Below are 12,426 nucleotides of genomic sequence, written 5' to 3'. Positions count from 1 at the left end.
TTAAATACCTCTTATTTTTCTATTTTGTAACCGGCCTTAATCAAGGCTTCAATGGCTTTGTCCAGAGTGTCTTGCTTAACCATAAAATAATCGGTTTCAAAGGTTGATACGACAAATATGCTCACTTTTGCTTTTGCCAACACATTGCCAATTTCAGCCATAATCCCCACCATTGATAAACTCAAGGGACCAAGTACTTCCAGTACGCGCCAGTCGTAATCAGTTTCTTGAGCATCAATACTAATTTTCTGGGGTACAACGAGTGATAACTCATCTGCTGTTTTGCCTATGAAGTAAAAATCACAGGCAAGTACCTTTGTAGGTATAGACTCATCCACATCAAGGCTATGAATAGCGAATGTATCCTTAAGGACTTGTAAGGTTTGCTTTGCCACAAATTTTCCTTATTTAATTTAGTTTAATTAACTTTAATTAACTTAACGAAAGCAACGTTTTTTATCTTATCCACTTTATCTGTGGATAAGTATGTGTAGTTCATTGGGGTTACTCACTAAGAATATGAAAACAATAGCAAAAAAAACATGGTCAATATACCGGCACCGCAAATTTATTGTGCAAAATCAGCATAAATTATTGTCATTTCTCTGACGATTTCCGCATACTTATACCATAAATACCAATTGTTAAGCGAAATAACGGCACTCACATGCTATGAATAAGCGTATGTCACTAGCAATAAGTAAAACAAAGAATTAGTAAAAAATAAGCAAAGGAATTTTGATGCAGCCACTTTCAATTTACGCCGGCAAAAAGGCGATGGCGCAAATAAAGCAAAACGGCGTTCACCCTGAAATGTTTACTGCCGTGTTAGGCGCATCGGGCGGGCCAAAATGGTTTGTCCTTTATGGACTGGATAAAGTGCTCTTTAATGACTTTATGGATAAGGGTGTTCACACTGTTGATATTATTGGATCATCTATTGGTGCATTTCGTTCTGCCTGCTTTGCGCATAATGACCCTCGAGCCGCAATTGAGCGCCTTGCCCATAGCTACAGCAATACAATTTATTCAGATAAGCCTAGCGTAAGAGAAATTACTGAAAAAGGCGTTAAGCTTTTACACTATATGATGGGAGAGGGCGGAGTAGACGAGGTCTTAAGCCAGTCGCGCAAACGCCTGCACATTGTAGTGGCTGAAAGTCATGGTTTGGCAGCTAAAGAAATTAAATGGCAACAAGGGACAGGGCTTGGTTTAGCCGCTGCTCGAAATGCTTTGGGCAGAGCAAAACTTCAAAAAAGCTTCACACGTGTCGTTTTTTCCAACACCGATACCTTGTTTGACTTTGAAGAAAAGGTCGCCATTGCGAGCCGACACGTATCGCTTAGTCATGACAACATGCTAATGGCGCTCATGGCGACAGGTTCGATACCGATGGTTATTGAGGGTGTGCCAGATATCCCGGGGGCAGGGCCGGGCGTATATCGCGATGGAGGGATTATTGATTATCACTTTGACATGAAAATCAACACCCCTGGTTTGGTGTTATATCCACATTTTTACAAAACACCCATTCCAGGATGGTTCGATAAGGCCTTGAAAAAACGAAGCTGCCATGCGGATTCTTACGAAAATGTGGTGTTAATTGCACCGTCGGAGGAGTTTGTTGCAACGCTACCCTACGGCAAAATACCTGATAGAAAAGACTTTGAAACCATGCCTGCCAAGCAGCGAATTGATTACTGGCAAAAGGTGATGAGCGCATCTGAACAGTTAGGAGAGGCGTTTTTACAATGGGTAAACAGCGAAAATCCGTCAAAATTTGTGCAAGCGATTCAGCTACAGCGTGTTTGATTGAAATATCGCTTGCGAAAAGCACTATGCGTGGCTATTATACGCGCCGCTTGTGACAAAAAGTGTCTTGTGTTTTAGCTTTGCAACACATCAGCAATCAGGCAAGCGTCCAAAATGCGTCTATAGCTCAGTTGGTTAGAGCGCTACCTTGACATGGTAGAGGTCCCCTGTTCGAGTCAGGGTAGACGCACCACTCTGTCTTATTTTATGATTCTCAAGATTTTAAAGATTACACTCTAAAATCCAGCACATCTGCCCGAATAAACGGCTTGGCTAATTCACAAGTCCCTTTGTAAGCATAGGGGTCAACGCCGGTGACCATAAATATGTCGCGATTGTCTTGTGTGTTGGGTATGCGCCCATCCAGATTCCAAGGGAGCATCGTTTCTGCGCTGCTGTAATGAAATACCAGTGCCCGACGGAAAGAGGAATGCGACTGGTTTTGTAAAGACATATGCAAAAGATAGCCATTAAAGTAAACGATTGCACCTTTTTTAATTTCCACTTTTACAAAGTCTTTTTGTTCGAAAGGTGTGATGTCTGCAACTTCAGTATCAGCAAAGTGGGTATTATCGTTCTTAACTCGCTGTCGAATAATGCCGTCTTCGTGAGAACCTGGAATAAGCCACAAACAGCCATTTTCTTCGTTTGCATCATCTAAAGCTAACCATGCGCCGGTAAGCGATTTATCACGAGTGGGAATAAAGTATTCATCCTGATGCCAGGCCTGACCTTTTTTACCTGGCGCTTTAACGAAAAACATGGACTGTAGGCATTTAACGTTTTTACTCACAATCTCGCTGAGCACATTTACAATTTTCGGATGTTTGGCAAAGTCTTTTATCAGCGCTGATAATTTATGCGGAAAATGAATTGCGGTGTACTGGCGAATAAAATCATTTTCATTTTTCTGAACATGATTTTGAACATAAGTCGGTTTTTGGTTCTCCGATAGGTGTCGCAAACCCTCTATCTCACCGCGCTTGCCACTTAAAATCTCGACCACATCTTTATTTAAAGAAGCAATTTCTGCTTGCGTAAGTGCATTTGGCGCGATCAGAAAGCCGTATTCTTTATAAAATTGTACATTTTTATCGTTTATAGATTGATTGATAAAAGCGTTGGCAGGGATCATAAAGAATTCCTTTTTAACACAAGCATTGGGTTGTGGACGCGTTCGGGAAATGTAGGACTTTGCAACATGAGCGCAAGTGTCTCGCCCATTTTTGCAAAATCCGTCGAAATAGTGGTAATGCCGTCTGCAATAACAGATTTCAGGCAGGTTTCGTTATAAGACACGATGCCGATATCACTACCAATATGCAGCGCTTTATGCCTTGCTTCTTTTACGATATAAGCAAGTAGTTCGTCATCTATAACTAAATAAGCACTGCCTTTTCGCAGTTTGATGTCTGCAGGGTTAACAATGATGTGGTGAGCGATGTTGTGCTGCTGACAAAAATCCCTAAATCCCGTTTTCAGTTCGTTTGGGTGATATTTTGACTGACCAAACACAAACTCAAAACAAGAATACTGCGTTAAACTATCGCTCAGTTGATTCAGGCTATTTTTGATATCCTGTCGATATAGTTGCCCTAAAAAAGGTGGTGTAAGTTCTTGTGTGTCGCAACGGTCAATAAATATAAGTTGATGCTCAGGAACCTTGCCAAGCACTGCGTTTAGTTCAGGTGCATCAGGAATAGGGCTAATAACATAATGCGTAAAGTTACCCAATTGAGTGCTAAGTAATTGAGCAAATACGTCTTGGTTAAAATGATGAAAAAAGAGTTTATACGTAGCTTTGTTATGCAAAGCTTTGGCAAAGGATTTAACAAGGGTATTTTTATATTCAGAAAGTTCGTCCAATAGAATAAATACGTTCAACTGGCGATCGCTCACATTATTAGCAACACGATAGCCTCTGCCTCTTCTTGATTCGATGATCCCCCGGCTTTTTGAATTGCGGTAGGCACGCACTGCTGTGTCTCTTGACACTTCATAATCCACTTGCACGCGCGAAAGCGAGGGAAGGCTGTCGCCAAACCTTAATGTATTCGCCTGAACTTTGTTTTCAATGTCAGCGATGATCTGTTCAACTTTTGTTTTCAAATCTTATTCTCATTGCGTAGTGTCTAAGGTGTTCTCCAAAACGCTTGCCATTTGCAACTGGTATGAACTAGTATGAAATATTAGTTGAGAATGTAAAGCAGTTGTTCCAATAAATCAATATTTCCACAGTTGGTTTGGAGCGTCTTCCAGAGCCAGCTGATTTGAGAATATGCAAGCGGTGAGTTGCTAAAGTTTTGTGTGGGATGGCAGGAGAATAAGTTTGGACACTAAGTTAATTGGAAAATTAATTGGAAAAAAAATTTTAATGGCAGGAGCCGATATGGCCACTGTGTTTTCGCTTCTCCTAACATACATAATTTTTTCTCCGCTTACGCAGGCCGATGAATTGCTCACAAAAAACCAGGCTGTTTTAATCCAATCAGGTAAAACCTTTTACGTGTCGAAAGGGGGAAACGACAGTAATTCAGGCGAGCAAACTAGTCCCTTTTTAACTATTAGCAGAGCGGCAGAAATTGCCCAAGCGAGTGATACCGTTATTGTAGGAGGCGGAGTTTATAGAGAAAGTATTGACCCCCAATTTGGCGGTAATTCCTCAAATGAAATGATTCATTATCGCGCAGCCGAGGGTGAACGAGTGCTCGTAAAAGGCTCTGAAAAACTTAAAGGCTGGAGACATGTTCAAGATGATGTATGGCTGCTTACACTGCCCAATACTTTTTTTGGCAACTACAATCCGTACGCGACTAAAATTCGCGGTGACTGGTTTAAAAACGAAGGACGAGATCATCACACCGGTGCTGTATATTTAAACGATGAATGGCTTTGGGAATCGCCAGATTTAGAAACAGTATTAGGTAAGCCATTTAATGCCAGAGCATTTATTGATGACATTGTGCAAAGTAAACAATCCTCTTTAATGCGGCTCGAGAGACTAGCGCTGGGAGAGTCTCAAATAAGTCAAACGCCTCAGGAGTTTGAAGGAAGTTTTTCTGCTCAACATGTAGATGTGAAAGGCGAGTCAGATGCAAATCATGCACTTGTTATTCACGAGAGTGATTATATTCGCTTAAATAACGTTAATTTAAATGAGGATGCAGGCTTTGTCAGAATATTGGCTTCGCCCATTCAAGGCAGCCATGGAGGTGTGGTTGAAATTCGTGCCAACGGTGTAGACGGTCAATTACTCGCAAGTGCTTCAGTTATTAGTACTGCAAGTTGGGATAGTAGCGAAGTGTTTGTTAGCTATTTACCTCAATGGTCTGACTTCGTTGCCGCTGCGAACTCTGGAGGCAGTTTTAAGGGCGGTGATAAAGGCATAGATCTGTATTTTGTGTTTAAAAAACACAATGAGAACAGCCTGGCAGCCTACGTTGAGAAGTATCAGGCAGCACTGGCAAAGCTTGCAAATAAAGCGCTCTGGTATGCAGAGGTTAATGATACGAATACCAAAATCTATGCACAATTTAATGGTCATGACCCGAATCGCGAAGGGATAGAAATTAATGTGCGAGAAACCTTATTTTATCCATCAAAACCTAACATAAACTATATTCGCTTAAGCGGATTTGAATTTGCCCATGCTGCGACGAATTGGGCACCACCCACTGCTGAACAAAAAGCGGCTGTAGGCACACATTGGAGTAAAGGCTGGATTATTGAGAACAATCGAATTCGCCACTCACGAACGGTGTGTCTGAGTTTAGGTAAATACGGTGATGAATTTGACAATACAGCGGCAGATTCCGCCGCCGGTTATGTAGGCACAATTGAGCGAGCTATCGCCAGAGACTGGAATAAAGAAACGATTGGTGGTCATGTGGTTCGTGCGAATCATATCTCTCACTGTGAGCAGGCTGGAATAGCTGGCAGCATGGGCGCAATTTTCAGCGAGATCACACAAAATACCATTCACGATATACACCAACAAAAGCTTTTTGACGGCTATGAAATGGCAGGGATAAAGCTACATGCACCAATCGACACCGTCATTGCACATAACCATATATTTGACTCACATCGTGGTATTTGGCTCGATTGGATGACGCAAGGCACGCGCATTAGTGCAAATGTGCTACACAATAATGATGATCAAGATCTGTGGCTTGAGGTTAACCACGGTCCAGCTCTTATCGACAATAATTTGTTTTTGTCCGAGCGTGCATTGTCAGATTGGTCTCAGGGTAATGCGTATTTACACAATCTTTTTGCGGGGCAGGTCACGCAGCGTGCCGTACCAGAACGAAGCACACCTTTTCATTACCCACATTCCACGCAGATAAAAGGATATTCTGGCATAGCAGGTGGCGATAATTACTTCATCAATAATCTTTTTATTGGTAGTGATTTAAGCGCCTACGCAGACTTAGCTGATATACGAAAATCCGGCAATGTATTCTTGCCGGATATTGAGCTTAACTATCAAAACAATCAGCTGGTTCCATCCATTGAGAGACTTCTTGATCAGAACGACATTGCAAAACAAAGCATTGTTTCAACGGCCGATTTGGAAAAAAACAAAGTGACGGGTCAGCGCTTTACCGATCGCAACGGTAACGATATCGTGTTTCGCTTACCTGGTGGTTTCGATAGCGACACCAAAGTCAACAGTGGACCAGTTTTGAGCATTGAAAATGCAAAGAAAAAAGGCCAGAAATCGAAAAATTACCTGAACCACAATTCTTACTAGTCGAAACAACTAAATTGTTGTGTTCAACGATATACGTTTAAAGAATATTGTTACCTTCCTCAGGCGCTCGGCTTTGCTTAGCCTGCGCCTGAATATCCTGCGTATCACTACTTACATCTTCACGGCTGCTTAAGTCATCTTCGATGTTCTTTGAGTCATTGGAGTCGTGTCTTAGTTTGTCCTCAATTCTTTTATCTTGTTCTTGTTTCATTGGACCTGTATCTTCAAAACTTTCTTTATGCGCAGCATCCACGGTGTGAATGGTTAATCCCTGCGGAAATACTCGCTCTCTTGCGTCGTCAGGCATGGAAATATTTGCCTGCTCCAGTGCTCTTAACACTTGCCGTATCGCCATTGATTTAACCTTGATTGGTGAGAACCGAGTAACGTCAATCCAAAAATATATCTGCATATTAATAGTGGAAGAACCAAGATTATCAGTAAGAACAAGTGGCTCAGGTTCGTTAAGCACACTGTCGTTGTCGATAAGCACCTGATAGGCAATTTCCTGCGCTTTTCGAATGCTGCTATCGTAGCCAATACCTAATTGAAACGATACCCGTCCTTTAGGGTTTGCCGTTAAATTACGGATTTTGCTTTTGTAGACTGTGGCGTTCGGAATTTGAATATGATCCCCATCAAAATCTACTAGCGTTGTTGCACGAGAGGTCACTTTAGAGACCACCCCAATCACACCATCAACTTCAATTACGTCATCCAGCTTAAACGGTTTTTGAATACTGATTAAAATGCTGGCAATAAAGTTCTCCGCAATATCTTTAAAAGCAAAACCAATAATAATACCGGCAACACCTGCACTGCTTAATATCGTTAGTGCAAAACCCGATAAACCAATAAGTTTAAGCAAGATATAAAGCCCCAGTGCAATTACAAGAAGCTTTACTGCTTGTCCTACCACACTTGCCAGCAATTGCGAGCCAGAAAAACGCTGCGTTTGTGATGTGGCAAAACGCCCTATGGGGGCTGAAATTAATACCGCGCAAAGTAAAAACACTGCACCAAGCAATAATGAGGGTAAAAACGCGATAAATGCATCAAATAGCGCAGAAGATTCATCGACGAGAGGTGTTAGCACTTTTAAAGGTGTATCCGTCGCTACAGAAAATTTAAGAAATATTGTCATACAATGAGTTCATTAGTCCTTAATCTGATTTTCTAAGTTGCAAATTCTTCGCCACAGTTTTTGGATGTGCTGATGCGTTTTTCATTTTTTATTAGATGTGAGGTAGCTTACTTCAAAGCTTTTGCGGATAGGCCTTTGCGGATTACACGCCGCTCAATCCCAAAGTTTTTCTAAGCGAAATGAGAGATTAAGAGTTTAATTTAACGAGGAAGGATTTACACAAGATTGAGAAAATCTGAGTAAAAAAGATTTTAAACAATTTTCAGGTATAACGTTTTTTAATGCCCTAATCAGCAAGCTCCGGGTCTTGAATAAAAAGAATATCCATGATGATGGATGGATTCCATTCGCGCATTTCAGCCTCGCATTTAAGCCGAATATCATCCAGTTCGCTGATTGTTGCCACTGAAAAGGCATCATCAACAATAATATGCACAAGCAAATATAAATCTCTACCGCGCTTACTGATACGCACTTCAACGTGCTCATAAGGCACATCTGCCAACGTCTTTTTTAAACGTTTTTCAATGACGCTGCTCACCGCTTCAGGAGGAGCTTTGTTAATCACCTCGTTCAGACTGTCGAGCAATATTTTAAGTGGAATCGGCAGCATAGCGATACCGAGTACAATTAAAAGAACAGGATCAACGTAAGGCGCATATTTGGCAAGGTCTTTGTAGCCCTCAATCTGCATGTTTTCCAGTGCAAAGGCTAATCCAAAACTAAGCAAAATTGAGGCGCTTAAGACGCCGTCTACAAACCATGTATGCGCGTCCACACCCACTAAATCAGAACGTAGTGTTTTACTGTGATATCGCATGTAGGCCGATATTCCAAAACAGGCAACCGTGGCAAAGGCACCGTAAATCATGGCTAAATCATAGTCTGCGCTGTTACCACCGTCGAATAAACTATTGATGGAGGCTATGACAGCATATATACAGCTTGCGATAATAATTAGTGCTTTAAAAAGATTTAAGGTTGGCTCAATAGCTGTATAGCCAAAATGAAAACGATCGTCATCAGGTAACTGCACAAGATTGGCTACTTTTAATGTAAGCAAAGCCATAAAAAAGGCAATAAGTGAATAAATACCGTCGAATAGAATGGCATCTGAGCCGGTGAGCAAGGCAAAACCAAGCGCAATGAGCACAAATAATCCCGCCACGTAAAATGAAAGACGCAGCACCTGTTTTTCTTTTTGATGATGAAAGCCAATGGCCATTATTTGTACTATGTTAGAAAAGCGAGCGTAATATACGCCCTTTTTTAGAATATGGAAGCGGTATGTTTAGATAATATGCATGTAATTGCTTGAAAATACTTTCAGTAAACTCCGTGTTCAACCTAACTTGTCAGTTTTACGCAACGCTTGCTGACACTCTATCCTAGCTTATCTGACGACGTTATATCTTCAAAACAACCTTCGTAATTCCCATGATAGTGGGAAACCCTTAAATTCACCGCAAAATTTTAAAATCTGCTCTATCAAATTGTGTGAAAGCTTCAGAACGTGCCTTATCTTTGGAGGTCCCCGCTTTCGCGGGGATGACGATGTTGTACGGGAATGACGATGGTGCGCGGGGATGACGATGGCTGTTTGGATGTCTTATTCGTCGCCAAGCTTAGTTTCGTTTTTTTGCGAATTCAGCTCATGTCCATTGACGAAAATCATATCTGCATCATAGTCTGCGTAGTCAAAACCTTTTGTTTCAAATAAAAGGCTGAAACCTTGTTTTTCGCCAGCCGTTTCATCTTTAGCGATGGTCACATCATCTTCTATAAATTGATTCTCCAGCATAATTTTTCGGGCGTTTAACAAACTGCTTTCATCAGTAACGGTGCGTACTGCCTGCATTATTCCAGTGTCTGAAAAACCCGCCAGAAAAAGAGAAATGGCGCCATTCTCACGAACCGTCTTAGTAACCACAGCATAATCGATATGGTCTTCGCTTCTATTTCCTTCTCCATAAAAGCGTAGCCCGGAATCAGTACGCAAATCGTATCGACAGCGTGTTTCGCAACGGAAATCACTTGCTTCAAAGTACGTTCGCAGAAAGCCCATGCTTTTTATCATGCCGACATATATAAAATTTGCGTCGCGAAGCGTTTTTGCATCTGCATCAGACAGGGTGGTAATAAAAAAAACGTCGTCGTTTAGATTGGCAGCAGAAATTAACGGTGCAAGCGTATATGCAGTAGACTGCATTAAAAAACGATTGGCACTTCGTTGTGTTACATCACGATACTGCGGATTCTCATCTAACCACTCTTCTAAATCTATCTGAGAATTTACATCATAATTACGCAATAAAACTTTATCGCGTGATGTATTGTTTTGAGACAAATAACTTTGAGACAAATAATTTTGAGACGGAGAACTTTGAGACAGAGAACTTTGAGACAGAGAACTTTCACTTAAAGAACTTTGCGATAAGGTGCTTTTAGTGGTGGCATCGCTATTAGCATCAGCTGTGGCTTCGCTGAGATTCGACCCCATGCCTTGTTCAAGCACAAACTCATAAACATAAAGATCGCCCAAGACGATATAAGTAGGTCTTCCATTATCTTTAAACACTTGCCAAAAATTTTGTAGAAGCGGCGTCTGATCAAAAGCAGAGGGCGAATCATTGCGCTTAGATTCGATGAACATAACGAGTGAGAACGCACAAATAATGGCGCTTAAGGCGAGTAACCAGGGTGCCATTTTATAAACAGACGTGCGCAATAAACTGATGTTTCCCTGTGTTTTATAATCATCGCGCGTTGCCGTATTGCTCTGTGTAGGGTTGCCCTGTGAATGATTGCTCTGAGTTTCTGGGCGTAAATACTCTTCACCTGCACTACCGTGCACGGGACGAGTGGAAGAGGTGAAGTCTTCATCATTTACAAGCGACTCTATGGCCAGTAAGTACGAGCCTTTAGGAATGCTGATACGGCGTGTTTGGCTGGGATTTGAATACTCATGGTAATAAGCATCGACGCGCGCTCGCAGTTTATGCATGTAAACGCGTACAAAGGAATCTTCTGTCGGGTCAAAACTGTTTGGCTTGTTAAAAACATCCAAAGCCAAGGTAATTTCCTTGGGTTGCTGACCATCCAAAGTACTTTGTAATAAATATCGAAGCAAGTTAGAAAGCATTCGAGAGCGTTTAAAAAGCTGACTTGCCAATATGCGTTCGCATTCAAGCTCTAAAAAATTTGCTTCTTCTTCAGTAAAAATTTCCACTTATTTACATGTACTTAGCTTGTAAAAGTTAACAAATAATGCAGGTTAACACTTTGTTAGTCAACCGTTAATTAACCATCAAAAAGCAGTATTTAATGAATTTGTAATGCAATATGTACTCATAACATATTATTAACAATCTGCTTAAGCGGATTTTAAAGAGACAGCGCTGAAATTTGTAAACAAAAATTGTTTTGTGTATTCAGCTATAGGAAGTACTTAATGAATTCAAGACGTCGTTTTATTCAGTCCACGGCTGCTTTGCTCGGTGCAACAAGTATTGCAAACTCTGCTTTTTCTTCCACCTTGTTACAAGGAGTAAAGCAAAGCGCAACAAACGGCTCAAACACTAATAGCCGAAAAACCATCGGGGTCGGAATTATTGGTGTAGGTAGCCGAGGGGCAGGGCTAGCCTCTGTGATTAATGACATCGATGGTATGAAGGTAAGCGCAATTTGCGACACCTTGCCATTTCGCCTAGAAGAAGCAAAACCCTACATAAAGCATGATGACTATAAAATTTATTCTGATTATCGGCGTTTGTTGGAAGATAAATCAGTTGATGCGGTCATTATCGCTACTCCTTTTTCTATGCATGCAAATATGGCGCTGGATGCCATTTCTTCTAACAAACCTATTTATTGTGAAAAAACGCTTTCTTACGGCATTGCTGAAAGCGAAAAGTTGGTAAAAGCGGTAGAAGATAGCGGTTTGATTTTTCAAACCGGTCATCAGCATAGGAACTCACCGCTTGTGCAAAGAGTAAGGCGATATGTACAGGACGGTTATTTAGGCAAAGTGCTAAAAATTGAAAGCCAGTGGAACCGAAATGCAGATTGGCGGCGACCAGTGCCAGACCCTTCCTTAGAACGTCAAATCAATTGGAGAATGTATCGCGAGTTTTCAGGTGGGCTGGCAGCAGAATTATGCTCCCATCAAATTGATTTTGTGAATTGGATTAGCGGCTCCCATCCTACCCGTGTCATGGGAATAGGCGGAATTGATTATTGGAAAGACGGAAGAGAGACCTACGATAACGTCAATTTTCTTACTGAATACGCCAGCGGTATGAAAGCAAGTTATACCTCCTTAACAAGCAACGCAAAAGACAACCGCAAAATTACCATTTTAGGCAGCAAGGGCTCGATTATCATGCATGCTGAAACTGCTTACATCTACAGCGAAACTTTGCCGGAGAGTGCCGATATGGGCGTAGTAGATGGTGTTTCAGGCGCTACGATGAATGCATGGCAGCAGGATAAAGGTGTTGCTATAGAAGAAGATGGTAAAGATTCGACCGCTTATGCCTTAATCGCATTCAGAGAAGCAATAGCGAATAACAGCCAACCTATTTCAGATGTTAAGTCTGGCGCAACTACTGCTGTGGTTGTGCAAATGGCTCTTGATGCCATGGATTCTGGTTCAACACAAGTTTGGACGAGCAGCTTAGGATAACTTTGCGGATTAAAATGGGTTGTAAAGCCA

The 12,426-nt window shown here is 41.5% G+C and carries 9 protein-coding genes and 1 tRNA gene; 4 read left to right on the top strand and 6 right to left on the bottom strand.

The genetic code is table 11. The features are described 5' to 3' along the window. Positions 1-11: 11 nt before the first annotated feature. A complete protein-coding gene (locus tag D6V41_RS00740; RefSeq protein ID WP_136249582.1) occupies positions 12-395 on the bottom strand; it encodes an ACT domain-containing protein in 384 nt (127 codons plus the stop codon). 346 nt (positions 396-741) lie between these two features. Here D6V41_RS00740 and D6V41_RS00735 point away from each other — a divergent pair, with 346 nt between their 5' ends. Then, positions 742-1,812: a patatin-like phospholipase family protein gene (locus D6V41_RS00735; protein WP_136249581.1), complete on the top strand. Its 1,071-nt coding sequence runs from the start codon at positions 742-744 to the stop codon at positions 1,810-1,812. Between the two features lie 116 nt (positions 1,813-1,928). Continuing rightward, positions 1,929-2,005: transfer RNA gene (locus D6V41_RS00730), tRNA-Val, on the top strand. A gap of 36 nt (positions 2,006-2,041) precedes the next feature. Here the strand turns inward: D6V41_RS00730 and D6V41_RS00725 are convergent. Together D6V41_RS00725 and D6V41_RS00720 are read right to left on the bottom strand one after the other, a co-directional pair. Then, positions 2,042-2,947: a phytanoyl-CoA dioxygenase family protein gene (locus D6V41_RS00725; RefSeq protein WP_136249580.1), complete on the bottom strand. Its 906-nt coding sequence runs from the start codon at positions 2,945-2,947 to the stop codon at positions 2,042-2,044. Then, on the bottom strand, positions 2,944-3,921 hold the full coding sequence (locus tag D6V41_RS00720) for a GntR family transcriptional regulator (RefSeq protein WP_136249579.1): 978 nt from the start codon (positions 3,919-3,921) through the stop codon (positions 2,944-2,946). The genes D6V41_RS00725 and D6V41_RS00720 overlap by 4 nt, the downstream gene beginning before the upstream one ends. 220 nt (positions 3,922-4,141) lie before the next feature. On the opposite strand from D6V41_RS00720, the gene D6V41_RS00715 reads away from it, so the two are divergent. Further along, positions 4,142-6,568: a right-handed parallel beta-helix repeat-containing protein gene (locus tag D6V41_RS00715; RefSeq protein ID WP_136249578.1), complete on the top strand. Its 2,427-nt coding sequence runs from the start codon at positions 4,142-4,144 to the stop codon at positions 6,566-6,568. A 37-nt stretch (positions 6,569-6,605) separates the two neighbouring features. On the opposite strand, the gene D6V41_RS00710 is transcribed toward D6V41_RS00715, so the two are convergent. The 3 genes from D6V41_RS00710 to D6V41_RS00700 all read right to left on the bottom strand — a co-directional run bounded on the left by D6V41_RS00710 (position 6,606) and on the right by D6V41_RS00700 (position 10,941). Continuing rightward, positions 6,606-7,712, bottom strand: coding sequence for a mechanosensitive ion channel family protein (locus tag D6V41_RS00710; RefSeq protein ID WP_136249577.1), 1,107 nt, complete (start codon positions 7,710-7,712; stop codon positions 6,606-6,608). A gap of 286 nt (positions 7,713-7,998) precedes the next feature. Then, on the bottom strand, positions 7,999-8,937 hold the full coding sequence (locus D6V41_RS00705; protein ID WP_136249576.1) for a cation diffusion facilitator family transporter: 939 nt from the start codon (positions 8,935-8,937) through the stop codon (positions 7,999-8,001). A gap of 384 nt (positions 8,938-9,321) precedes the next feature. Then, complete coding sequence (locus tag D6V41_RS00700; protein WP_136249575.1) at positions 9,322-10,941, bottom strand: hypothetical protein; 1,620 nt, start codon at positions 10,939-10,941, stop codon at positions 9,322-9,324. A 222-nt stretch (positions 10,942-11,163) separates the two neighbouring features. Here D6V41_RS00700 and D6V41_RS00695 point away from each other — a divergent pair, with 222 nt between their 5' ends. After that, positions 11,164-12,396, top strand: a complete 1,233-nt coding sequence (locus tag D6V41_RS00695; RefSeq protein ID WP_136249574.1) for a Gfo/Idh/MocA family protein — start codon at positions 11,164-11,166, stop codon at positions 12,394-12,396. Positions 12,397-12,426 lie beyond the last annotated feature (30 nt).

Origin of the sequence: Ningiella ruwaisensis, assembly GCF_004798935.1 — a bacterium.
Lineage (GTDB): Bacteria > Pseudomonadota > Gammaproteobacteria > Enterobacterales > Alteromonadaceae > Glaciecola > Glaciecola ruwaisensis.
The sequence above is the reverse complement of the archived record's forward strand: the minus strand, read 5'-3'. Positions and strand labels throughout refer to the sequence as shown.

Bases quoted from the DNA above. Each gene is read 5' to 3' on its own strand.
- D6V41_RS00735 (WP_136249581.1), top strand. From the start codon at position 742: ATGCAGCCACTTTCAATTTACGCCGGCAAAAAGGCGATGGCGCAAATA.
- D6V41_RS00710 (WP_136249577.1), bottom strand. From the start codon at position 7,712: ATGACAATATTTCTTAAATTTTCTGTAGCGACGGATACACCTTTAAAA.
- D6V41_RS00725 (WP_136249580.1), bottom strand. From the start codon at position 2,947: ATGATCCCTGCCAACGCTTTTATCAATCAATCTATAAACGATAAAAAT.
- D6V41_RS00705 (WP_136249576.1), bottom strand. From the start codon at position 8,937: ATGGCCATTGGCTTTCATCATCAAAAAGAAAAACAGGTGCTGCGTCTT.
- D6V41_RS00695 (WP_136249574.1), top strand. From the start codon at position 11,164: ATGAATTCAAGACGTCGTTTTATTCAGTCCACGGCTGCTTTGCTCGGT.